A 20,876-nucleotide genomic window follows, 5' to 3' on the forward strand; every position below is an offset into this window, starting at 1 on the left:
CGCAAATCGCGCAAAGGCGCAAGCCCCTTCACGAACCCGGCGAGGCGCGGCTCAGCCCGTCATGGCGACTCCGCCGTCGACCGCCAGAGCCTGCCCCGTGGTCATCCGGCTGAGCTCCGAGGCGAGGAAAAGCACGGGTCCGGCGACGTCGGCGGGGGCGAGGGTCTCTTTGAGGCATTGGCGCTCGACATGGGACGCCAGCCCCTCGGGCGTGACCCAGAGGCGCTTTTGCTTCTCGGTCAGCACCCAGCCGGGAACCACGGCGTTGACGCGGATTCCCGAGGGGCCGAACTCCCGCGCGAGGCTGCGCGTCAGGGCCACGATGGCCGCGTTGGCCGCCGTATAGGAGGGGAAGGACTCCAGACCCATGAGATAGCTCAGGGAGGAGAAATTGACGATCACGCCCCGCCCCGCCGTCCGCATCCCCGGCAGGACCGCCTGAGCCGCGAAGAAATAGGACTTCAGATTGATCGCCTGATTGGCGTCCCAATAGGCTTCGGTCACCTCAAGGGTCTTATGGCGGTCGTCGTCGGCGGCGTTGTTGACGAGGACGCCGATGGGGCCATGGGCCTCGGCGGCTTGGGCGAAGGCGGCGCGCAGAGACTCCACGTCGGTCAGATCGCAGGGAAGATGCAGAGGCCGCGCGCCCGTGCGGCGCTCCATCTCGTCGCAGAAGGCGGAGGCGTCGGAGCGCTGGACGAAGGCCGTCCTGGCGCCTTGCCGCAAAAAGGCCTCGGTCAGCGCCGCCCCGATCCCCGAGCCGCCGCCGGTGATCATCACGGAAGCGCCCGCGAATTCGGGGAATTTCGGAAAATCCGCGATCTCCATCCTGATCTTCTCCCTGAGCGGCCCTGATCCCCGGGCCTTCCGCCCGCTTGCGGCGCGGGCTCGCGCGGCGGAGTCTCCGCCGCGTCTCCCCGCCCTGTCAATCGTGAAGGGCCGCCGCTTCCGTTCGGCCCCGGCGCGCGCTATCTTTCGCAGGTTGTGAAATCAGGAGGAATCCCCATGTCCGACGGCGTCCGCTCCCGCGCCTCCCTCGCAGGCGAGGGCTCTTTGCGCGAGAAATTCGGCGCTTTGACGCCGGTGATCGTGCTGCTCAGCGCGATTTGGGCGCTTCAGATCCTGAACTGGATGCTCGGCTATCGGCTCAACGACTGGTTCGGGCTGGAGCCGCGCGATTTCGGCGGGCTGCTGGGAATCTTCGGCTCGCCCTTCCTCCACGCCAATTTCACCCACGCCGTCAGCAACACCATTCCGCTGGCGGTTCTGGGCGGGCTGGCCGCCGTCACGGCGCGGCGCGAATTCCCCATCGCCACCTTCATCATCGTGGTTTTGGGCGGATTGCTCACTTGGATCTTCGCCCGAGGCGGAAGCGGCCTGACGGTCTACGTCCATGTCGGGGCGAGCGGGCTGATCTTCGGCTATTTCGGCTTTCTGATCGCCTATGGCTGGTTCGAGCGCCGGGCTTTGCCGGTGGTGGGCGCTCTGGCGGCCATCGTGTTCTACGGCGGCCTGATCTGGGGCGTCCTGCCGACGGATCAGCGGGTGTCGTGGGAGGCCCATCTCTTCGGCTTCCTCGCCGGGATCGCCGCCGCCTACGCCGTGCGGACGAAGCGCCTCCCCGCTTAACCGGGGGGCTTAAACCGGGGGGCTTAGCCGGGAGGCCCCTCGCGGCGCTGATAGGCGGGCAAGGCCAGATTGCGCCGGATCGCTACGCCGCGCAGCAGGAAGGTGATCGCCGCCCCGAGCGGCGCCGCCAGCCAGACCGGCGCGCCCGTCGCCCAGAGCCCCGCCTGAACCGCCGAGCCCGCCGCCGCCGCCGTGGCGTAGATCTCGCCGCGGAAGATGAAGGGCGTCTCCTGACAGAGCACGTCGCGGATGAGGCCGCCGAAGCTGCCGGTCATCACCCCGAGCGCCACCACGCTCACGAAAGGCAGACCCGCCGTCGCGCCGACATGAGTCCCCACCGCCGCCGCCGTCGCCAGCCCCAGAGCGTCGGCCCAGCGCAGAGCCCCCGCCCGCGCCGCGATCCGGTCGCCGAGCAAAAACATCAGAACCGCCGCCGCCGCGATCACCCCCGCCACGAAGGGATCGGTCAGCCAGAAGACCGGCGTGCGCCCGAGCAGCATGTCCCGCAGCGAGCCTCCGCCCACCGCCGCCACGGCGGAGAGCACCAGAAACCCCACCGGATCGAAGCCCTTGCGGGCCGCCGCCACCCCGCCCGAAACCGCGAAGACGAAGACCGCTCCGTAATCCAGCAAACGGATGGTCAGCGCGAGATGCTCCTCCATGGCCCGACTCCTTCAGAGCGTTTTCCAGCGAAGCCGCAGGGCTTCGCGCCGAGAAAACGCGACCAGACAAGAACTCAGAGCGTCTGCGCGATCCGACAGGATCGGAAAACGCTCTAGCGCCAGAGGGCGCGCAGAGCCTCGCGGCGGCGCGCGAGGGTCAGCAGAAGCAGAATCCCCGTGGCCGTGCGCATGCGCCCCGAATCCACCGCCTCCATGGCCTCCGCGAAGGAGAGGGTGAAGGCGCGGATGTTCTCATGCTCCTCCGGCAGGCCGTGAGTCCCCCCCGCTCCCGAGAGATCCGCGCGGGCGACGAAGCCGTGCATATGCTCGATCAGCGCCCCCGGAGACGGATAGCAAGGCGGCAGAGGATCGAGGTCTTCGGGGCGAAGCTTCAAGCCCGCCTCCTCCTCCGCCTCGCGGAGGGCGGCTTGCGCGGGCGTCTCGCCCGGATCGACGCGCCCCGCCACCGGCTCCCAGAGCCAGGGGTGGGCGTCCTCCGACAGCCAGGGCGCGATCCGGAACTGCTCGACCAGCAGCACCCGATCCGCCACCGGATCATAGGGCAGCAGAATGATCACCTCGCCGATGCGCAAAGCCTCGCGCTGAAAGCGGTCGCGGCCGCCGCCGAAGCGGGCGATCTCCACATCCGCCTTTTCAAAGGCGAAATAGCCCTGATGCAGGATCTCGCGGCGGATTTCGCGCGCGTCGGCGCGGGCGAAGCTCTCGGCGAAGGCGTCGGGAGCGGGCGGCGAATGAGGGGGCGAATCGGGGGGCGGCTGAGCCATGACGAATCCGGATCTGGTTGCGGAAAGCGGCGCTTCGAGCGCTTTCCAGCGAAGCCGACCAAGCTTCGCGGCGCGAAAGCGCGACAAAATAAAGACTTAGAGCGTTTGAATGACAAAATTCGGTCGGAAAGCGCTCTAAAACAGGCGGCCGCCGAGCGGCGCGTCTTGCCCCGGCTGGATCAGAATCACCTCGCCCGCCGCGTCGGGCACGCCGAGGGTCAACACTTCGGATTTGAAGCCCGCGATGCGCCGGGGCGGAAAATTCGTCACGCCCATGACGAGGCGCCCGACGAGGGTTTCGGGCGTGTAATGTTTGGTGATCTGGGCGGAGCTTTGCTTCACGCCTATCTCGGGCCCGAAATCGATGGTCAGCTTATAGGCGGGCTTGCGCGCCCCGGCGAGGGGCTCGGCCGCCGTGATCCTGCCGACGCGGACGTCGATCTTGAGGAAATCCTCGAAGCTGGCCTCGGGCGTAGGGGCGGGAGTCTCCGCGCTCATCTTCATCCTCCTCTCGCTCCTCTCGGGAGCCTGCTGCGGGCAGAGAGCTTCCGGAGGCGCAGGAAGTCAAGGGCGGGCTCCTCAGGCGGGGGGCCGAACGCAAAGCGCCGCCCCGGTCGGGGGCGGCGCTGACGTCTCTGGATTCAGCCGAAAGGCTTTTTCTCAAGCCGAAGGTCAGGCGGCGGCGCCGGTGGCCTTCTTCACGTTCTCCTTGACGGCCGCGACGGCCTTCTCGGTCTGGGCCTGAGCGGCGTTGGCGAAGCCCGCGCCGAAGCTCTTGATCTCCTCGACGCCTTCCTGGAAACGCTCCTGGACGACGGCGATGGCGTCTTCGTTGGCCTTGCGGAGAACTTCGGTCAGCTCGTTGATCTGACGGAGGTTCTTGTCGAAGGCGGCCTTGACGGCCTCGGTGTTCAGCGCCGGGTTCACGCCCACGCCGCCGTCGCGGACCGACTCGGTCAGCGATTCGAAGTGGGAGCGGACGATCTCAAGCTGCTTCTTGAAGACCTGCTGATAGCCCTCGGCGGCGATGCGGTTCGCCTCGACGACGGCCTTCAGGTTCTTGCTGTGGGCCTCGGCGAGGGCCTTGGCGTCCACGCCCGGGATCTTCAGAGCTTCGAAGATCTTGCTGATGTCCTGGGGCTTGAACAGATCGGCGTAGGCGCTGGCGTCGAACCAATTCTTGTCGGTCATGGCGAATTCCTCCTGAGACTTCCCTTGGCGGCTTGCTCAACCTGCCCTAAGGGCGTCGTTCATCCTGTTGGGGTATTTGTGCGATGCAGCATCGCTTGTCAAGAGGGGCTTTGTTGCACTGCAACAAAGCTTTTCCGACAAGCTTATGACGAGAGCGCGCGGCTGCGCGCGGCGGCGGCGGAGACGGCCCGCGTCATCAAAGAGGAAAGTCCTGATTCTTCACGCATAAGCTGCTCTAAGGCGGCGGCGGTGGTTCCGCCCTTGCTGGTCACGGCGGCGCGCAGCTCTGCGGCGGTTTGTCCGGGTTCGGCGTCGAGCAGGGCCCCCGCCCCGCTTACGGTGGCGCGGGCCAAACGAAGGGATAGCTCCGCGGGCAGTCCAAGTGATTCGCCCGCCGCCGCCAGAGCCTCCGCCAGATGGAAGACATAGGCCGGACCCGAGCCCGAAACCGCCGTCACGGCGTCCATGAGATCCTCGGAGGGCAGCCAGAGCGTTTCGCCCGCCGCCGCCATCAGAGCCTCGGCGAGGCCGCGCTCCGCCTCGCCCGCCGCCGCGTTGGCGGAGAGCGCCGAGATCCCGCGGCCGATGGCGGCGGGAGTGTTGGGCATGGCCCGCACGAGGGGCGTTCCCTCGGGCAGACGCGCCGCCAGCCACTCCAGCCGCTTGCCCGCCGCGATGGAGAGCGCCAGACGCCCCGGCCCCCCTAAGGCCGCGACTCCCGGCAAGGCCTCGTCGAGGCTCTGCGGCTTGACCGCCAACAGCAGAGCGGCGGGATTCTCCGGCGGCGTCGCGGGATTGACCCGCGCGCCCAGAGCCGCGAAGCGCTCCACGGCGGGCGAGACATGGGCCTCGTAGATCACGGCCTGAGCCGGGTTCAGCCCCGCCTTGATCCAGCCCTCCAGCAAGGCGCCGCCCATCTTGCCGCAGCCCAGCAGCGCCAGAGGGCGCCCCGCCAGACGCTCGTTCAGAGTCTTCTCCGCCGTCATGTTGGAATCTCCCCAATTTCGGAACATCAGGATTCAGAAAAAACGCGCCCGACCCTCCCGGATCGGACGCGCGGCGTTTTCAGTCCGGGGGCGGCCTCCTCAGGAAGCCGCCTTTCGGCGCGAGGTCAATGGCTCTGGCCGACGGGGCTCTGTTCGGCGGCGGCCTGCTCGGCGCGATGCTGGGCGTCGAGTTGGTCGTGCTTGCGCCGACGGAGCAGGTTCAGCACCTCCACCGCCACCGAGAAGACCATGGCCACATACATGATCTTGCGGTCGAAGTGGAACTCCAGACCCTCAAGGATCAGCACCACGCCCACCATCACGAGGAAGGCCAGAGCCAGCATCTTCATGGTCGGGTTGCGGTCGATGAAGTCGGCGATGGGGCCGGCCGAGACCATCATCACCACGATGGCGAGGGTCACGGCGGCGATCATGATCGGCAGGCTCATGCTGCGCTCGAGATGCGAGGTCAGGCCCACGGCCGTGATGATCGAATCCAGAGAAAACACGAGGTCGATCATCATGATCTGGGCGATCACCGCGCCGAAGGCCATGGCCGCCGCGCCGCCGAGGCTGGAGTCGTGCCCCTCGCCGGAGAGCTCGGCTTTGATCTCCTTGACCGCCTTATAGATCAGGAAGGCGCCGCCGAGGATCAGGATCACGCCTTTCCAGGTCAGGTTGAAGTCGCCCGAGCTCCAGAGCGGCGTCGTCAGACCCATGATCCAGGTGATCGAGAAGAGCAGGATGATGCGCATGACCAAAGCGCCGCTCAGGCCGATGTAGCGCGCCCGCGGCCGCAGATGCGGCGGCAGCTTATTGGCGATGATCGAGATGAAGATGACGTTGTCGACGCCGAGCACCACCTCCAGCGCGGCGAGCGCGGCGAAGGTCGCCCAGGCTTCCGGGCTGGTGAGCAAAGCGAGGATGAAGTCCATTGGAGGGCCTCAAAAGGGTGTTGGGGGGGGTGGTCGAATGATCGGCCGCCCCCACCCCCAAACCGGGAACCGAGGCGGTGAAGGCTTAGGGCTCGGAGTCGTCCTCGGCCGCCGGGGTCTTCGGCAGACGGAAGAGATCGTCGGGATTGATCGGCGTCTCCTCAAGGGCGGGGGACTCCTCCTCGGCGGCGGCTTCTCCGGGGAAGGGCGCGAGAGTCTCGGAGAGATCGCGCAAGGCGCCTTCCTCGGGCAGGGCCGCCGGACGGCGGCTCGCGGCTTTGGCCACGGCCTCGTCGAGGTCGATCTGGCTGCAAAGCCCGAGCGCCACCGGATCCACAGGGCGGATGTTCGCCATGTTCCAATGGGTCTTGGCGCGCACCTGCTCGATGGTCGGCTTGGTGGTGCCGACGAGCTTCATGATCTGGGCGTCGGAAAGCTCGGGGTGGTTGCGCAGCAGCCAGGCGATGGCCGCAGGGCGGTCCTGGCGCTTGGACAAGGGCGTGTAGCGCGGGCCTTTGCGTTTGGCGTCGGCGAGCACGGCGCTGACCGGCTTCTTCAGCCGCAGCCGGATCTTGGGATCTTTTTCGGCCCGCTTGATCTCCGCAGCGTCGAGCTGGCCTTTGGCGACGGGGTCCATGCCTTTGATGCCCTGCGCCACCTCGCCGTCGGCGATGCCGGAGATCTCCAGAGCATGCATGCCGACGAAATCGCCGATCTGCTCGAAGGTGAGCGCGGTGTTCTCGACCAGCCAGACGGCGGTGGCCTTGGGCATCAGCACTTGAGACATGGCGAAGCTCCTTCGAACGGCGCGGCCATCGCATTCGCCGCGGAGGGGAAGGAGAAGCGGGCGGACCGGCGCCGTCATGATTGTCGTTAAAACGCCCTGCGGGCTATATAAGCGCGTTCTCGGCGACTGCAAAGAGGAGAAATGCGGATGCGGGCGAGCGGATCGACGCGCGAAAGACTCGGGGCCCTCCTGACGGGGGCTCTTCTGGTTCTGGCCGGAGCGGGAGGCGCGGAGGCTTTCGATTCGCCGCAAAGCGCCGTGGAGCCGCCTGCGGCCCCCGCCGCGACGCCCTCTGCGGCGCGGGCGCCCGCCGGGGATCTTTTGGCCCAAAGCCGCGCGCCGAGTCGTCGCGAAGGCGGCAACGCGCCTTTCGATTATTACGTCCTCGCGTTGTCCTGGTCCCCGACCTATTGCGCCGACGAAGCGCAGAATCCGGATTCGGAGCCGCAATGCGCCCCGCGCCGCCGCTACGGCTTCGTGGTCCATGGGCTCTGGCCGCAATATGAAAAGAGCTGGCCCGAATTCTGCGGCGATCCGGGCTGGGTGCAGGCCGAGACCCTCGCCTCGGTGGACGGGATCGTGCCTTCGCGGCGTCTGGCGGTGCATCAATGGCGCAAGCACGGCACCTGTTCGGGGCTCGACGCCGAGGCTTATTTCGCCACCCTGCGCGAGGCTTGGGGCAAGGTGCGGATCAACGAGATCTTCGGGCGGCTCGATCGAGAGCTGAACGTCGCGCCCAAGGTGGTCGAGGAGGCTTTCCTCGAAGCCAATCCCGCCTTCGTCGCCGACGGCGTGACGGTGGAGTGCCGCGGCGGCATGCTGCGCGAGGTGCGGATCTGCTTCGACCGGAATCTCGAGCCGCGCGCCTGCGCCCCCGACGCCCGCCGCGACTGCTCGGCGCGGAGCATCCGTCTGCCGCCGCTGCGCTGAGAAACGCCGCAAGGTTTCGGGAGGATTTTCGTGGGCGCCTGCGAAAGAACTTTCCGGAAGCCATGGACGAAGGCCGCGTTCGATTCTATCCCTTAGGCGCGGAGCGGAATCCGAAAGCCGGATTCCGCGCCCGGATGACGCTGAAGCTCCCCCAGAATCCGGAGAGATCGTCCGGAGAGATCGCGGGAGCAAGGCCGCCGCCCTTCGTCCACCCCCGACCGTCCGACGGGGCCTCAAGCCCTCCGGCGTCATGGAGAGTCCCGCATGACCAATCTCGCCCCCGCCTATAGCCCGCTGCGTCTGGAGAGCCGTCCGCTGGTTCAGCAAGCCGCCGCCGTGGCCTTCGGCTCGCTCATCCTCGCCGTCGCCTCGCGCCTTGAGGTTCCGCTTTATCCCGTGCCCGTGACCATGCAGACCTTCGCCGTCGGGCTGATCGGCGCGCTTTACGGCTGGCGTCTGGGCGCGATCACGGTCCTCGCCTGGCTGCTTCAAGGCGCGGCGGGCCTGCCGGTGCTGGCGGGCGGCGTGGGCGGTCTGGCGAAATTCGTCGGCCCCACCGCCGGGTATCTCTACGCCTTCCCGCTGCTCGCCATGATCGCCGGATTCCTCGCCGAGCGCGGATGGAACGGCAAGAAGCCCCTGCTCGCCTTCGCGGGTCTGGTCGGCGCCCATCTGATCCATCTCTCGCTCGGCGCGGCCTGGCTGGCCTATTGGCTCGGCGGCGACGTTCAGAAGGCTTTCGTCCTCGGCTTCGCGCCCTTCCTGATCGGCCTCGTGCTGAAGTCGGCGCTGGCCGCCGCGACGCTCAAGGGCGCGGAGACCCTCGGCGCCCGTCGCTGAAACGCGAAAGGCCCCGCGAGGGGGCCTTGTCCAAAAATGAAGGGCGGTCCTGCGGGGCCGCCCTTTTTCGTGAAGCCCTCAGGAGCCGCTTTTGAAGTCCAGCCCCATGGCGCGATAGCGCTCGGGATCGTCGAGCCAGTTCTCTTTGAGCTTCACATGCAGAAAGAGATGGATCGTGCGGCCCGCCAATTCGCCGATCTCCTTGCGGGCGGCCTGCCCCACCTGCTTGAGCGTCTGGCCGCCCTTGCCGAGCACGATGGGCCGATGGCCCTCGCGGGCGACGTAGATCGTCTGCTCGACGCGGGCGGAGCCGTCGGGCTTCTCCTCCCAGCGGTCGGTCTCGACGGTCATCTGATAAGGCAGCTCCTCATGGAGCCGCAGCATGAGCTTCTCGCGGGTGATCTCCGCCGCCAGATGGCGCAAAGGCGCGTCGGCGATCTGATCCTCGGGGTAAAGCCAAGGCCCGAGCGGCATCTCGCCCGCGAGCCAGGTCTTGAGATCCTCCACCCCGTCGCCCTTCAGCGCCGAGATGAGGAAGGTCCGCGCGAAGGGCAGCTTCTCATTGACCGCCGCCGTCAGAGCCAGAAGCTCCTCGCGCTTCACGCGGTCGATCTTATTGATCGCCAGCGCGAGGGTCCGTTTCGAATTCGCCATCTCCTTGAGCCGGGCGAGGATCTCCAGCACGCCCTCGGAGAGCCCGCGCTGGGCCTCGATCAGCAGGACCACGGCGTCGGCCTCGACGGCGCCGCTCCAGGCGGCGGCCCCCATGGCGCGGTCGAGGCGGCGCTTGGGCGCGAAGAGGCCCGGCGTGTCCACGAAGACGATCTGAGATTCTCCCGAGATCGTCACGCCCCGGATCAGGCCGCGGGTCGTCTGGACCTTATGGGTCACGATGGAGACCTTGGCCCCCACCAAAGCGTTGAGCAGGGTGGACTTGCCCGCATTGGGCTCGCCGATCAGGGCGGCGAAGCCCGCGCGGGTGGTGGTCTGATTCTGGGTCATGAGGGCGCGTCTCCTGCGCGCAGGAGGGTCAGAAGGGCGGAGGCGGCGACTTGTTCGGCGGCGCGCTTGCTCGCGCCGCGCCCGCTGGCCGAACGGCCGTCGGAGAGCCGCGCCGAAATGGTGAAATGCGGCGCATGGTCCGGGCCGTCGCGCGCCACGAGGTCATAGGAGGGCGGCGGCAGGGCGCGGGCCTGAGCCCATTCCTGAAGCCGGGTCTTGGAATCCTGCGGCGGAGCGTCCTGAGCCGCGAAGAGCGGCGCCCAGAGATCCAGCACGAAGTCGCGCGCCGCCAGAAGCCCGCGGGCCAGATAAACCGCCGCGATCACCGCCTCCATGGAATCGGCCAGCAGCGTGAGCTTGCGCTTGCCGCCGGTCATCACCTCGGAGCGGGCCATGCGCAGATGCTCGCCGAGATCCAGACGGACGGCGCATTCGGCGCAGGCCTCGCGGCGCACGAGCTGATTCAGGCGCGGCGCCAACAGGCTTTCGGATTCCTCGGGATAAAGCCGCGACAGCTCTTCGGCCACCACCAGACCCAGAACGCGGTCGCCGAGGAACTCCAGACGCTGATTGGAGTCGCCCGGACGCGAAGCCGCGCTTTGATGGGTCAGCGCCTCGGCGAGCAGATCGCGCCCCGCCGGATCCTCCAGCCCGAGGCGATCCGCCAAAGCGGCGAAGCCCGGCCCCCGTCCCTCCGAAGGGCGACGGCGCGCGGCCCGCCCGGCGAAGGGCTCGGGGCTCTGAACGGCCATGGCTTTGCGCCCCTCAGTCAACGAGGGTGAAGAAGCGCTGCAGGCGCCAGGTCCAGAAGAACAGCGGATTGGCGGTCAGGCCGCCGCGGCCGTCGGGTTTGTCCTGCGCCGACAGGAAGATGATCTCGGCGCGGCCGATGAGGTTTTCAGCAGGCACGAAGCCCACATGATCCGTGCGGCTGTCCATGGAGTCGTCGCGGTTGTCGCCCATCATGAAATAATGGCCGGCCGGAACGATGAACTCCTGCGTGTTGTCGGTGGGCGAATGGTCGCTGTAGTTCAGGATCTCATAAGAGCGCCCGTTGGGCATGGTCTCGATGAATCGCGCATGGCTCATCATCCGCCCGTCGGGCAGGAGATCGGAGAAATCCGAGATCCGGCGCTGAGGCAGGGCCTCGCCGTTGATGTAGAGCACGCTGCGGCGCACCTGAATCCGGTCGCCCGGCAGACCCACCAGACGCTTGACGTAATCGGTGGCGTTGTCGGTCGGCAGCTTGAAGACGATCACGTCGCCGCGCTCGGGCTCCTTCGCGAGGATGCGCCCCGAAAAGAGATCCGGGCTGAACGGCAGCGAATAGCGGCTGTAGCCATAGGCGTATTTCGAGACGAAGAGATAATCGCCCACCAGCAGCGTCGACTTCATCGAGCCCGAAGGAATGCTGAAAGGCTGGAAGAACACCACCCGGAACACCAGAGCGATCAGCAAAGCGTAGATGATCGTGCGCACGAATTCGCCCAAGGTCTCGCGACGGCCCTCTTCGCGCGGCGCGGCGAAGGAGACGGGCGTGGCTGAATCGGACGGACGTCCCTCCGAAGGGCGCTGGTCGTTCGGATCGGGCGATGCGGGCATGAAGGGAGCTTTCGCGCGGCGGGCGGTGGGCGTGGACTGGTCCTTCGCGCATAAACGCCTCAGGCGGGCGGTTTGTCAAGCGCAGGGGGCGCCGAGGCGGGGGCGGCGCAGGGCCGCGCCTCGATCACCACGAAGGCCAGAGCATAGGGCGGATCATCGGTGAGGCTCACATGGATCACCGCCTCATGCCCCGCCGGAGTCAGCGCCCGCAGCCGCTCCAGAGCTCCCCCGGAGAGGCGCATGGTCGGTTGGCCGCTGGGCAGATTGGCCACCTCCATCTCGCGCCAGGCGACGCCCATCCGCAGGCCGGTGCCCAGAGCCTTGGAGCAAGCCTCCTTCGCGGCCCAACGCCGGGCGTAGGGCTCCTCAGGCTTCGCCGAGCGCCGGGCGCGGGCGCGCTCGCCTTCGGTGAAGACCCGCTCCTCGAAGCGGGCGCCGAAACGCTCCAAAGTCCCCTGAATCCGGCGGATGTCCGCCAGATCCGAGCCGATCCCGAGGATCACGAGTCCGCAGACGCCCGAGCGCGCCCCTCCGCCATGGCCGCCTTCATGCGCCGGATGGCGGCCTCAAGCCCGACGAAGACCGCATCCGCGATGAGGAAATGGCCGATGTTCAATTCGCGGATCTCCGGGGCGCGGGCGATCTCGCGGGCGAGGTCGTAGGTCAGACCATGGCCTGCATGGACCTCCAGCCCGAGCCCATGGGCCAGACGCGCGCCCTCGCGCAATTCGCGCAGCAGACGGGCGGCCTCCTCGGCCTCGCCCGCGTGATGGGCGTCGCACCAAGCGCCGGTGTGCAGCTCGACCACCGCCGCCCCGATCTCCGCCGAGGCCTCGATCTGGCGCGGATCGGCGCCGATGAAAAGCGAGACCCGCGAACCCGCCTCCCGCAAAGGCGCGATGAAATCCGCCAGACGCGCCTTCTCGCCCGCGACTTCAAGGCCGCCCTCGGTGGTGCGCTCCTCGCGGCGCTCGGGCACGAGGCAGACGGCATGCGGCTTACGCCTCAGCGCCAGAGCCTGCATCTCGGCGGTGGCGGCCATCTCGAAATTCAGCGGCTTCGTCAATTCGACCGCCAGACGCGCCATGTCGGCGTCCGTGATATGGCGGCGGTCCTCGCGCAGATGGGCGGTGATTCCGTCGGCGCCCGCGGCCTCGGCGAGCTTCGCCGCCGCCACGGGATCCGGATAGCTCCCGCCCCGCGCGTTGCGCAGCGTGGCGACGTGATCGACGTTGACCCCCAGACGCAGCGGCGCGTTCATGGCGGATTCCCTTTCCTCTCAGGCCCGCCCTTCCCTTCAGGAGGCGGGCGCCTCCGGCTTCTTCGGCTCGCCGACCGCAGAGGCCCCGCCCGGAGGCGTCCCCTTCTCGCGGTCTTTGCCGCGCTCGCGGCCCTTCAGCTCCTCGCGGACGCTTTGCAGCGCGCGGCGCCCCACCAGAGCGGCGCCCGGCTCGCGCGGCTCGGCGAGGGCCTCCGCGGAGGCCCGCTGCGCCGCGATCTCGGCCAGACGCGCGGCGCGCTTCTCGGCGCGGCGCTTCTGAAAGGCCGCCGTGCCCTTATAGACCAGAGAATAGCACAGCAGCGCGCAGAGAATCCCCGGGATCAGCCCCCCGACGAGATAGGGCCAGAAGATTTCGTCGAAAAGCCGCCAAGCCTGACGCATCACCCGTCCGAAGGTGACGATATGCCCGCCCTCGCCCTCGTCGATCTCGCTGGCGACCCAGCGCAGGAAGGTCGCCCAGAGATCCGAGAAGGATTGCAGGATGGTCTCGCCCTCGGCCTCGCCGTGATGGGAGCGCCCGAGCATCCAGCGCCCGAGCGTCACCGACATCACCGCGATGGGCCCGATGGTGAAGGCGTTGCCGACGAATTGCCCCACCGCCGCCGCCAGCAGATTGCCCCGGAAGACCCAGGCCAAAGCCAGACAGCCGATCATGTGGAAGCCGAACAGCGGCGTGAAGGAGATCAGCGCCCCGAAGGCGAAGCCCAAAGCGATGCTATGGGGCGTGTCGTTCAGACGCTGAACCCGCCGCCCGACATATTGAAAGCCGCGACGCCAGCCCTTGCGCGGCCAGATCATGCTCCGCGCCCAAGCCAGCCAGCTTTGCGGGGTCCGCCGCTTGAACACCGCCGCGCCCTCCTTAAGCCTAGACCAGCCCGCGGCTGCCCGGCTTCATCGCCGGAATCGCCGCAAGCTCGGGAGGCAGCGCGTCCGGCGCATAGGCGGGGGCGGCGATCCCGGTCAGCGCGACCAGAGGGACGCCGATGTCGGCGGCGCCGCCCGAACGATTCACGAGGCAGGCGCCTCCGACGGGATTTCCGCCCGCCGCGCGGATCGCGTCGAGGCATTCGCGCGAGGAGAGCCCGGTCGTCACCACGTCCTCGACCATGAGGATCCGCGCGCCCTCGGGGATGGAGAAGCCGCGCCGGAACTGAAATCTCCCTTCGACGCGCTCGGCGAAGATCGAGGGGACGCCGAGCTGACGCGCCAGCTCATAGCCCACCACCACGCCGCCCATGGCCGGAGAGACGCAAAGGTCGACGGGGCCGATCCCGGAGGCGCGGATCTTCTCCGCCAGAGCCCCGCAGAGCCGCGCGCCGCGCGCAGGATCCATCATCACCCGGGCGCATTGCAGGTAAACGGAGCTGCGCAGTCCGGAGCTGAGAATGAAATGCCCCTCCAGCAGAGCCCCGGCGGCGCGGAATTCGTCGAGAACGGCCTCCGAGGAAAGGGCGGACAGGGCGGACATGGGTCTCAACTCCTCAGCTTTTCGGCTTCTCGGCGTCGCGCGCGGCGACGAATTCGGGAAAGGCCTCGATCTCGATCACGCGCTCGGCCGATTCGACGGGCTCCACGTTCAGCAGCCCCCCGATGATCGCCGAGAGATGACGCGAGCTGCGGACCTCGACATTGACATGGAATTCGTAAAAAGCGGCTTTGCGCACGGCCAGACGCAGATCGTCGATATTGGCGCCCTGATCCGCGAGAACCCGGCAGATCTCCGCCAGAGCGCCCCGCGTGTTGGTCGCCCGGATGCGCAGAGCCGCCACATGATCGTCGAAATGCTCCTCGCCGGGCGCCCATTCGGCTTCGCGCCACTGATCGGCGTTCTCCTCGTCGGCGGCCACCACGGGGCATTCGCGCCGATGGGCGAGGAAGCCGCCCTCGGGATGCGGCAGGGCGAAGATCTTGTCGCCGGGAATCGGCTTGCAGCAATCGGCCGGCTTCATGCCGCCCCGACGCGGGGAATCCTGCGGCGCGTCGGTGAAGCGGATCGGCTCGCTGGCGCGCTCGCCGGCGGCGCTCATGGCCTTGGGCGCATGGCCCGGATGCATCATCGCGATGACGCGCGAGGCGCCGACCAGCTTGGGCGCCGTCTTGGCGTCCCAGCCGGCGACCTCGGCCAGAAGCTCCTGACGGCTCATCTGCAGCCGGACGGCGGCGACGTCCGCGTCGCGGGCGTCATACTCCAGACCCGCCGTGCGATAAGCGTAGCGGAGGATCCTTTCGCCCCGGATGGCGGCCTCGGCGAGCTCCTGCTCGTCCACGGCGCGGCGGATCGCCGAGCGGGCGCGGCCGGTCTTGGCGATCTGCTCCCACCAGCGTTCGGGCCGCTGGTTCTCGGAGCGGCGGATCTCCACCACGTCGCCGTTGCGCAGCTTGGCGCCCAGCGCCGCCCGCAGGCCGTTGATCTCGCCGCCGACGCAGGTGTCGCCGACCTTCGTATGGACGGCGTAGGCGAAATCCAGCAAAGTCGCGCCCTGAGGCAGGCGCTTCACCTCGCCCTTGGGCGTGAAGCAAAAAACGCGGTCGTGGTAGAACTCCAGACGCGCGGTGGCGAGAGCCTCCTCCGGATCTTCGCTTTTGATCTCCTCGGCGACCTCGGCCAGCCAAGCTTGGGGATCCATCTTGAAGCGCTCGGCGTTGGAGACGCCGTCCTTATAGCTCCAATGGGCCGCCACGCCGGTTTCGGCCAGTTCGTGCATGTCCTGCGTGCGGATCTGGATCTCGACGCGCTGGGCGCCGTCGAGGGCCTCGGCGTTGGTCATCATCACCGTGGTGTGCAGCGACCTGTAGCCGTTGGACTTCGGCATCGAGATATAGTCTTTGAACCGCCCGGGAGAGCAATGCCAGCGCTGATGGATCGCGCCCAAGGCCCGATAACAATCATCCACGCTCTGCACGACCACCCGGAAGCCGATCACGTCCGAAAGCTGACGAAAGCCCGCGTCGTCGGGGCTGAGCTTCTTGTCGTCCAGCTTGCGCCAGATGGAGAAGGGCCGCTTCATCCGCCCGCTCACCTTGACGTCCGAGACGTATTTGCGCCCCAGCTCCATCTTCAGCGCCTCGGAGACGCTGTCGATCACCAGATTGCTGCTGGAGCGTCCGCCGCCGCGCTCGCGGCGCATCTGCGCCAGACGCCGGATGACCGATTGATAGCCGCTCGGATTCAACGCCCGGAAGCACATGTCCTCCAGATCGTCGCGCATCTTCTGCATGCCCATGCGGCCCGCGAGCGGCGCGTAGATGTCCAGAGTCTCGCGGGCGATGCGCTCGCGCTTGTCGGGGCGCAGATTCCCGAGCGTGCTCATATTGTGATAGCGGTCGGCCAGCTTCACCAGCAGCACCCGGGCGTCCAGCGCCACGGCGAGGATCAGCTTGCGGAGATTCTCCGCCTGCTCCATCTCCTTGACGCGGCGGCGCGCGAATTCGTCGGGGGCCGCCGGCTGGGCGGCTTCTCCGTCTTTGGCGGCGCTCTCGCGGAGGGCCTTCTTGCGGATGTCGGCCATCTTGCCGACCTTGGTGACGCCCTGCACGATGCGCAGCACGTCCGCGCCGCAAGCGTCGAGGATCTCCGATTCCGGCGTGGGGGTGTCTTCGATCACGTCATGGAGCATGGCCGCCGCGATGGTCGCGTCGTCCAGCTGATAATCCATCAGGATCTTGGCCGCTTCGAGCGGATGGCTGAAATAGGGCGTGACGCCGTCGGCGCGGGTCTGATGGGCGTGGGAGGCCGCGCCGATCGCGTAAGCGCGACGCAGCATCTCCGAATCCGATTTCGGATTATAGGCCCGCACGCGGGCGACCAGCTCATCGGCCGACATCATCAGCGAAGCCTCCTCCCGGCGCCGAAGCCTGCGCCGGGCGCGGGCCGCCGACGCGGGACGATCAGGATTTGCCCATCTCGTTGAGAGCCTGAATCAGATCCGCTTCGGTGAGCGGCTGCTCGTCGGGCCGGTCGTCGGCCTCGCCCATGCGCTCCAGCATCTCGTCGTCGTCGGGCTCGTCCACCTCGACATGCTTCTGGAGGCTCTCGATGGCCGATTCGCGCAGACCCTCGGGCGTGAGCTTCACCTCCGCGATCTCGCGCAGCGCGACCACGGGATTCTTGTCGCCGTCCTGCTCCACGAGCAAAGACGCCCCGGAGGCGATGGCGCGCGCGCGATGAGCGGCCAAGAGAACGATCTCGAAGCGATTCGGGATCTTGTCGATGCAATCCTCGACGGTCACGCGGGCCATGGCGACGTCATCCTCAGCATTGGACGGAATTCGGGTGCGAAGGGGCGATATAGACCGCCGCCCCCGCAGGGTCAAGGCGTCCGCCCCCTCCTCGCCCGGAGATCCTCCCCGATTCGGCCCGGAAGCGGCGCCGAATCGACCTAGGACCGCTTCGGAATCCGCCCGAAATCCACGTCCCCGGAGGGGTTGGAAAGATCGTCCTCTCTCAAGGCTCTGGCGGATTCCAGAAGCGGCGGCGCGACGGCGAATCGTCCGTCTGCGGCCTCACGTTCTAAGGGCTTGTCCGGAGAAGCTTAAGGCGTCAAGGTCCGAGCCTGCTTAAAAAACCTCTTGGAAGCCTCGGAAAAGACTTCTATTTCTTTTCTCTTGCAGGTATAAAAAACCCGCCGTATTCGTTAACGTGACCACACGCTTCGGGATGGGTGGCGATCAAAACCCAACCGCAGCGCGAGACGTCGATTCGCAAGACCCGCTCTTGCGTCGAGGCCTTGCGCGCGCGGCCTTTTGATCCGGAGCCCGCAGAGATCCCGGGGACCGAACCCCTAGTCTAGCGAGGGAATTATGAGTCGTTTCTGGTCCAGTTTCGCCGCCGCCGCCGTCGGCGCGACGCTTTGGGCGGGCTCGGCCGCCGCTGGCGGCTACGGCGCGCCGTCCGCTCCTTGCGGCCCCGCCTCCGCCCCCTGCGGCCCCGCCGCCTTCCAGCCCCCCGTCTTCCAGCCCCCGGTTTTTCAGCAGCCGGTCGGGCCCAATTGCGGCCCCGGCTTCGCGCCGCACGCCGGATATCAGGGCGGCTTCCACGGCTATCGTCCGGCCCCGCCGCCGCCGGTCTGCACCACCGAAGTCCAGTGGCAGACCACCTACCGCACCGAGCAGCGCTGCCATGAGACCTGGCGCGAAGTCTCGATCCCGGTCAGCCGCGCGGCTTCGGTCCCCGGCGCCTGCGGCCCCAATCAGGTTTGCCAGCAGGACGTCTTCCGGATCAAGGTGCCCCATTGCGAGCCCCGCACCGTGACCGTTCCGGTCTCGAACCCGGTCCGCGTCACCATCTGCCGTCAGCCTGACGTCAATTCCTGCGGCGTGGTCGGCCAGCCGCTCGAAGATCGTCGCTGGGGCGACCGCTGGGACCGCAAGGATCGTTGGGACGACCGTCGCCATGGCGGCTTCGACCGCGACGACTGGCGTCGTCCGGCTCCCCCGCCGATCCATAATCCGGGCTCCTACTTCCCCACCGGCTCGATCTCGCACGGCGGCCCGGCCTTCGGCCCCTCCTACGCCGGCCCGACGACCAATTATCGCGCCGCCCGCACCTCGCTGAGCGTCGACCTCAGCGACGCGGCCCCGGCCTCCGCGACGATCGTCGCGGCGGCTCCTGCGGCCCCCGTGGTCGAAGCCGCGCCGGCGCCCGTCGCCAGCGGCTCCACCCAGTGGCTGCCCTACTGATTCGCCGAGAAGCTCCGGCGCGCGGAAGATCCCGCGCCGGAGCCTCCGCGGTCCCTGCTCGCGCGCGGCTTTCGGGAGACAGCCGCGCGCGAAGCGTTTCAAGAGGCCTTGCGCCGTCTTGCGGCCCGCGCCTTTCTTGCGGCACCCTGCCCGCGGCGGCGCTTCCGCTCCCGCTTTCCGGCGCGGAGCCGCGGCGCCGGAGTCGCAGAGCAGGGGGAGGCGCGCGATGATGGATTATGAAGTCGAATCGCTCATCGCCGAGGGCGCCATCGCCCGGCGCACGCAGGATCTCGCGGCGGACATCTCCGCCGCTTTCGCCGACACGGATCAGCTGCTGCTGGTCGGGCTTTTGCGCGGCTCCTTCATCTTCATCGCCGATCTGGCGCGGCAGCTGGATCTGCCCTGCGAAGTCGACTTCATGGTCGTCTCCTCCTATGGCGAGGAGATGGAGTCTTCGGGCAGCGTGCGCATCCTCAAGGATCTCGACACCGAGATCGCCGGGCGCGACGTGCTGATCGTCGAGGACATCGTGGATACGGGCCGCACCCTCGCCAAGGTTCTGGAGTTCATGAAGCTGCGCAATCCGCGGCGCATCGAGGTCTGCGCTCTGCTCAACAAGCCCTCGCGGCGCGAGGCGGATCTCGACGTGCGCTGGATCGGCTTCGACGTGGGCGACGAATTCGTGGTGGGCTACGGCATCGACTACGCCCAGCGCAACCGCACCCTGCCCTATATCGGCGTGGTGAAGCCGATCGCTCCGGCCGCTCCGGACTGAGCGGGCGGTCCGGGACGGACAAGCCCTCCATGCATGACCGCTATGCGCAATTCGGGCGCCTCGCGGCTCCCAAAGCGGTTTATAAAGGGCCTATCAGAGATTTGCGCGGGCGCAGCCCGCATGAGGCTCTGTCCTCCCTAATTGATCTCGCCCGGCTGGCCTTTGCTCAGCCGGGCGTTTTTTTTCACGCCCGCGCCCAGAAGCTGAGCGCGTCGGCGCCGCAAGCCTCCAGAGCCTCCAGCCGCCAGCGCGGCGCCTCCGCGAGCTTCTCCAGCCCGAGCGCCCCCATGGCCGGACGCGATTCGCTCCCGAGCGCCGCCCCCGCCGAGAACCAAGCCAGAGAATCGACCAGATCCGCCCGGATCAATCCCGCCGCCAGACGTCCCCCGCCCTCGCAGAAGACCCGGGTCAGCCCGCGCGCGCCCAATTCGGCGAAGACCGCCCGCAGATCCAGACCGCCCTCCGGCGCCATGGGAACGGGAATCAGCTCCGCCCCCGCCGCCCGCAGAGCCTCGGCGCGCTCCGGCGAAGCCTCGGGACCATGGAGAATCCAGAGCGGAAGCTCCCGCGCCTTGGCGACCAAGCGCGATTCTAAAGGCGCCTCCAGCCGCGAATCGAGCAGAATCCGCAGGGGCGACCGCGCTGCGAGCCCTTCGATGCGCACGTCCAGAGCAGGGTCGTCGGCGCGCAAAGTCGCCAGCCCGAGCAGAATCGCGTCATGTTCGGCGCGCATCAAATGGACGCGCCGCCGCGCCTCCGGCCCGGTGATCCAGCGCGATTCGCCGCTCGCGAGCGCGATCCGCCCATCCAGCGAAGCCGCGAGCTTCAGAGTCAGAAAGGGACGCCCCTCGCGCAGGCGCGTCAGGAATCCGGCGTTGAGCCGCGCCGCCGCCTCGGCCTCGACGCCCTCCGTCACCGCGATTCCCGCCGCCCGCAGAATCGCGAAGCCGCGCCCCGCCACGCGCGGATCCGGGTCGCCCAGAGCCGCGACCACCCGCGCCGGAGCCGCCTCCGCAAGGGCCTCGGCGCAAGGGGGCGTGCGGCCATGATGGGCGCAGGGCTCAAGGGTCACATAGATCGTCGCGCCTTGGGCGCTCCCGCCCGCCCCGGCCAAAGCCGCCAGAGCCGCCCGCTCGGCGTGGGGACGCCCGCCCGCCGCCGTGCGTCCGCGAGCCAGAACGGCCCCGTCCTTCACGATCAGACAGCCCACCGAGGGATTGGGCCAGGTCTCGCCCAGACCCCGCCGCGCCAGAGCCAAAGCCGCCCGCATCCGGCGGGAATCCTCCTCACGGCTCATGAGGGCTTCTTGGCGCTTTTGGATTCCTCCGCGGCGTGACGGATCGCGGCGGCAAAATCCTCGAAATCGGCGGCTTCGTTGAAATCCTTATAGACCGAGGCGAAGCGCACATAGGCCACCGCGTCGAGATCGGACAAAGCCTCCATGGCCATTTCGCCGATCTTGCCGCTGGCGATCTCCGATTCGCCGAGAGTCTCGATTCGCCGCGCCAGCCCGCTCACCAATTGCTCGATCCGCTCCTCGGCGAGAGGCCGCTTGCGCATGGCGATCCGCAAAGCCCGCGCGAGCTTCTCGCGGTCGAAGGGCTCGCGGCCGCCGTCCTTCTTGCGGACCATGACTTCGCGCAATTGCGCCCGCTCATAGGTGGTGAAGCGCGCTCCGCAGGAGGGGCAGACCCGCCGGCGGCGAATCGCCGATTGATCCTCGGCGGGGCGGGAATCCTTCACCTGAGTGTCGGGCTCGGCGCAGAAGGGGCAGCGCATGGCTCAGGCTCC

At 68.1% G+C, this 20,876-nt stretch carries 24 protein-coding genes; 5 read left to right on the forward strand and 19 right to left on the reverse strand.

Going from position 1 to position 20,876, the window contains the following annotated elements:
• Positions 1-51: 51 nt before the first annotated feature.
• Positions 52-828 (reverse strand): SDR family NAD(P)-dependent oxidoreductase, encoded by a 777-nt coding sequence (locus tag B161_RS0113885; protein ID WP_018634046.1) that lies wholly within the window; start codon positions 826-828, stop codon positions 52-54.
• 177 nt (positions 829-1,005) lie between these two features.
• Between B161_RS0113885 and B161_RS0113890 the strand changes: the two genes are divergently transcribed.
• Positions 1,006-1,629: a rhomboid family intramembrane serine protease gene (locus B161_RS0113890; protein ID WP_018634047.1), complete on the forward strand. Its 624-nt coding sequence runs from the start codon at positions 1,006-1,008 to the stop codon at positions 1,627-1,629.
• A gap of 23 nt (positions 1,630-1,652) precedes the next feature.
• Here B161_RS0113890 and B161_RS0113895 read toward each other — a convergent pair whose 3' ends face one another.
• From B161_RS0113895 to B161_RS0113925, 7 genes are all read right to left on the reverse strand, one after another.
• Positions 1,653-2,291, reverse strand: a complete 639-nt coding sequence (locus B161_RS0113895) for a trimeric intracellular cation channel family protein (protein ID WP_018634048.1) — start codon at positions 2,289-2,291, stop codon at positions 1,653-1,655.
• Between the two features lie 113 nt (positions 2,292-2,404).
• On the reverse strand, positions 2,405-3,076 hold the full coding sequence (locus tag B161_RS18135) for an NUDIX domain-containing protein (RefSeq protein ID WP_018634049.1): 672 nt from the start codon (positions 3,074-3,076) through the stop codon (positions 2,405-2,407).
• Between the two features lie 135 nt (positions 3,077-3,211).
• A complete protein-coding gene (locus tag B161_RS0113905) occupies positions 3,212-3,580 on the reverse strand; it encodes a tRNA-binding protein (RefSeq protein ID WP_018634050.1) in 369 nt (122 codons plus the stop codon).
• A 168-nt stretch (positions 3,581-3,748) separates the two neighbouring features.
• Complete coding sequence (phaP, locus tag B161_RS0113910) at positions 3,749-4,267, reverse strand: TIGR01841 family phasin (RefSeq protein WP_018634051.1); 519 nt, start codon at positions 4,265-4,267, stop codon at positions 3,749-3,751.
• A 143-nt stretch (positions 4,268-4,410) separates the two neighbouring features.
• On the reverse strand, positions 4,411-5,253 hold the full coding sequence (gene proC / locus B161_RS0113915; RefSeq protein ID WP_018634052.1) for a pyrroline-5-carboxylate reductase: 843 nt from the start codon (positions 5,251-5,253) through the stop codon (positions 4,411-4,413).
• A 125-nt stretch (positions 5,254-5,378) separates the two neighbouring features.
• Positions 5,379-6,188, reverse strand: coding sequence for a TerC family protein (locus B161_RS0113920; protein WP_018634053.1), 810 nt, complete (start codon positions 6,186-6,188; stop codon positions 5,379-5,381).
• 85 nt (positions 6,189-6,273) lie between these two features.
• Positions 6,274-6,975: a DUF1013 domain-containing protein gene (locus B161_RS0113925; protein WP_018634054.1), complete on the reverse strand. Its 702-nt coding sequence runs from the start codon at positions 6,973-6,975 to the stop codon at positions 6,274-6,276.
• A gap of 147 nt (positions 6,976-7,122) precedes the next feature.
• Between B161_RS0113925 and B161_RS0113930 the strand changes: the two genes are divergently transcribed.
• Both B161_RS0113930 and B161_RS0113940 read left to right on the forward strand, forming a co-directional pair.
• Positions 7,123-7,905 carry a ribonuclease T2 family protein gene (locus B161_RS0113930; RefSeq protein WP_018634055.1) on the forward strand — a complete coding sequence of 261 codons (783 nt, stop codon included), beginning with the start codon at positions 7,123-7,125 and terminating at the stop codon, positions 7,903-7,905.
• Positions 7,906-8,169: 264 nt separating this feature from the next.
• Complete coding sequence (locus tag B161_RS0113940; RefSeq protein WP_018634057.1) at positions 8,170-8,745, forward strand: biotin transporter BioY; 576 nt, start codon at positions 8,170-8,172, stop codon at positions 8,743-8,745.
• 78 nt (positions 8,746-8,823) lie between these two features.
• On the opposite strand, the gene era is transcribed toward B161_RS0113940, so the two are convergent.
• From era to rpoZ, 9 genes are all read right to left on the reverse strand, one after another.
• Positions 8,824-9,747 carry a GTPase Era gene (gene era / locus B161_RS0113945; RefSeq protein WP_018634058.1) on the reverse strand — a complete coding sequence of 308 codons (924 nt, stop codon included), beginning with the start codon at positions 9,745-9,747 and terminating at the stop codon, positions 8,824-8,826.
• Positions 9,744-10,499, reverse strand: coding sequence for a ribonuclease III (gene rnc / locus B161_RS0113950; RefSeq protein ID WP_018634059.1), 756 nt, complete (start codon positions 10,497-10,499; stop codon positions 9,744-9,746). The genes era and rnc overlap by 4 nt, the downstream gene beginning before the upstream one ends.
• A gap of 13 nt (positions 10,500-10,512) precedes the next feature.
• Positions 10,513-11,349, reverse strand: a complete 837-nt coding sequence (lepB, locus tag B161_RS18140) for a signal peptidase I (RefSeq protein WP_018634060.1) — start codon at positions 11,347-11,349, stop codon at positions 10,513-10,515.
• 59 nt (positions 11,350-11,408) lie between these two features.
• Entirely contained in the window at positions 11,409-11,852 is a 444-nt protein-coding gene (gene acpS, locus B161_RS0113960; RefSeq protein ID WP_018634061.1) for a holo-ACP synthase, read from the reverse strand.
• On the reverse strand, positions 11,849-12,610 hold the full coding sequence (locus B161_RS0113965) for a pyridoxine 5'-phosphate synthase (protein ID WP_018634062.1): 762 nt from the start codon (positions 12,608-12,610) through the stop codon (positions 11,849-11,851). Before B161_RS0113965 ends, acpS begins: the two co-directional genes overlap by 4 nt.
• A gap of 36 nt (positions 12,611-12,646) precedes the next feature.
• Complete coding sequence (locus tag B161_RS18145) at positions 12,647-13,477, reverse strand: DUF2062 domain-containing protein (RefSeq protein ID WP_018634063.1); 831 nt, start codon at positions 13,475-13,477, stop codon at positions 12,647-12,649.
• A 19-nt stretch (positions 13,478-13,496) separates the two neighbouring features.
• Positions 13,497-14,099: an orotate phosphoribosyltransferase gene (gene pyrE / locus B161_RS0113975; RefSeq protein ID WP_018634064.1), complete on the reverse strand. Its 603-nt coding sequence runs from the start codon at positions 14,097-14,099 to the stop codon at positions 13,497-13,499.
• A 13-nt stretch (positions 14,100-14,112) separates the two neighbouring features.
• Positions 14,113-16,458 (reverse strand): RelA/SpoT family protein, encoded by a 2,346-nt coding sequence (locus tag B161_RS18150; RefSeq protein WP_018634065.1) that lies wholly within the window; start codon positions 16,456-16,458, stop codon positions 14,113-14,115.
• A gap of 61 nt (positions 16,459-16,519) precedes the next feature.
• Entirely contained in the window at positions 16,520-16,870 is a 351-nt protein-coding gene (gene rpoZ, locus B161_RS0113985) for a DNA-directed RNA polymerase subunit omega (RefSeq protein ID WP_018634066.1), read from the reverse strand.
• A gap of 561 nt (positions 16,871-17,431) precedes the next feature.
• Between rpoZ and B161_RS0113990 the strand changes: the two genes are divergently transcribed.
• Together B161_RS0113990 and hpt are read left to right on the forward strand one after the other, a co-directional pair.
• Positions 17,432-18,310 carry a hypothetical protein gene (locus B161_RS0113990; RefSeq protein ID WP_018634067.1) on the forward strand — a complete coding sequence of 293 codons (879 nt, stop codon included), beginning with the start codon at positions 17,432-17,434 and terminating at the stop codon, positions 18,308-18,310.
• A 226-nt stretch (positions 18,311-18,536) separates the two neighbouring features.
• Positions 18,537-19,085 carry a hypoxanthine phosphoribosyltransferase gene (gene hpt / locus B161_RS0113995; RefSeq protein WP_018634068.1) on the forward strand — a complete coding sequence of 183 codons (549 nt, stop codon included), beginning with the start codon at positions 18,537-18,539 and terminating at the stop codon, positions 19,083-19,085.
• 184 nt (positions 19,086-19,269) lie between these two features.
• On the opposite strand, the gene ribD is transcribed toward hpt, so the two are convergent.
• Both ribD and nrdR read right to left on the reverse strand, forming a co-directional pair.
• Positions 19,270-20,382, reverse strand: coding sequence for a bifunctional diaminohydroxyphosphoribosylaminopyrimidine deaminase/5-amino-6-(5-phosphoribosylamino)uracil reductase RibD (gene ribD, locus B161_RS0114000; protein WP_026310448.1), 1,113 nt, complete (start codon positions 20,380-20,382; stop codon positions 19,270-19,272).
• Positions 20,379-20,864, reverse strand: a complete 486-nt coding sequence (gene nrdR / locus B161_RS0114005; RefSeq protein ID WP_018634070.1) for a transcriptional regulator NrdR — start codon at positions 20,862-20,864, stop codon at positions 20,379-20,381. The genes ribD and nrdR overlap by 4 nt, the downstream gene beginning before the upstream one ends.
• Positions 20,865-20,876: the final 12 nt, after the last annotated feature.

Origin of the sequence: Neomegalonema perideroedes DSM 15528, assembly GCF_000374145.1 — a bacterium.
In the GTDB taxonomy this organism is placed as follows: domain Bacteria; phylum Pseudomonadota; class Alphaproteobacteria; order Rhodobacterales; family Rhodobacteraceae; genus Neomegalonema; species Neomegalonema perideroedes.

Coding starts and splice junctions, on each gene's coding strand:
- B161_RS0113885 (WP_018634046.1), bottom strand. CDS start 828: ATGGAGATCGCGGATTTTCCGAAATTCCCCGAATTCGCGGGCGCTTCC.
- B161_RS0113890 (WP_018634047.1), top strand. CDS start 1,006: ATGTCCGACGGCGTCCGCTCCCGCGCCTCCCTCGCAGGCGAGGGCTCT.
- B161_RS0113895 (WP_018634048.1), bottom strand. CDS start 2,291: ATGGAGGAGCATCTCGCGCTGACCATCCGTTTGCTGGATTACGGAGCG.
- B161_RS18135 (WP_018634049.1), bottom strand. CDS start 3,076: ATGGCTCAGCCGCCCCCCGATTCGCCCCCTCATTCGCCGCCCGCTCCC.
- B161_RS0113905 (WP_018634050.1), bottom strand. CDS start 3,580: ATGAAGATGAGCGCGGAGACTCCCGCCCCTACGCCCGAGGCCAGCTTC.
- phaP (WP_018634051.1), bottom strand. CDS start 4,267: ATGACCGACAAGAATTGGTTCGACGCCAGCGCCTACGCCGATCTGTTC.
- proC (WP_018634052.1), bottom strand. CDS start 5,253: ATGACGGCGGAGAAGACTCTGAACGAGCGTCTGGCGGGGCGCCCTCTG.
- B161_RS0113920 (WP_018634053.1), bottom strand. CDS start 6,188: ATGGACTTCATCCTCGCTTTGCTCACCAGCCCGGAAGCCTGGGCGACC.
- B161_RS0113925 (WP_018634054.1), bottom strand. CDS start 6,975: ATGTCTCAAGTGCTGATGCCCAAGGCCACCGCCGTCTGGCTGGTCGAG.
- B161_RS0113930 (WP_018634055.1), top strand. CDS start 7,123: ATGCGGGCGAGCGGATCGACGCGCGAAAGACTCGGGGCCCTCCTGACG.
- B161_RS0113940 (WP_018634057.1), top strand. CDS start 8,170: ATGACCAATCTCGCCCCCGCCTATAGCCCGCTGCGTCTGGAGAGCCGT.
- era (WP_018634058.1), bottom strand. CDS start 9,747: ATGACCCAGAATCAGACCACCACCCGCGCGGGCTTCGCCGCCCTGATC.
- rnc (WP_018634059.1), bottom strand. CDS start 10,499: ATGGCCGTTCAGAGCCCCGAGCCCTTCGCCGGGCGGGCCGCGCGCCGT.
- lepB (WP_018634060.1), bottom strand. CDS start 11,349: ATGCCCGCATCGCCCGATCCGAACGACCAGCGCCCTTCGGAGGGACGT.
- B161_RS0113965 (WP_018634062.1), bottom strand. CDS start 12,610: ATGAACGCGCCGCTGCGTCTGGGGGTCAACGTCGATCACGTCGCCACG.
- pyrE (WP_018634064.1), bottom strand. CDS start 14,099: ATGTCCGCCCTGTCCGCCCTTTCCTCGGAGGCCGTTCTCGACGAATTC.
- B161_RS18150 (WP_018634065.1), bottom strand. CDS start 16,458: ATGATGTCGGCCGATGAGCTGGTCGCCCGCGTGCGGGCCTATAATCCG.
- rpoZ (WP_018634066.1), bottom strand. CDS start 16,870: ATGGCCCGCGTGACCGTCGAGGATTGCATCGACAAGATCCCGAATCGC.
- B161_RS0113990 (WP_018634067.1), top strand. CDS start 17,432: ATGAGTCGTTTCTGGTCCAGTTTCGCCGCCGCCGCCGTCGGCGCGACG.
- hpt (WP_018634068.1), top strand. CDS start 18,537: ATGATGGATTATGAAGTCGAATCGCTCATCGCCGAGGGCGCCATCGCC.
- ribD (WP_026310448.1), bottom strand. CDS start 20,382: ATGAGCCGTGAGGAGGATTCCCGCCGGATGCGGGCGGCTTTGGCTCTG.
- nrdR (WP_018634070.1), bottom strand. CDS start 20,864: ATGCGCTGCCCCTTCTGCGCCGAGCCCGACACTCAGGTGAAGGATTCC.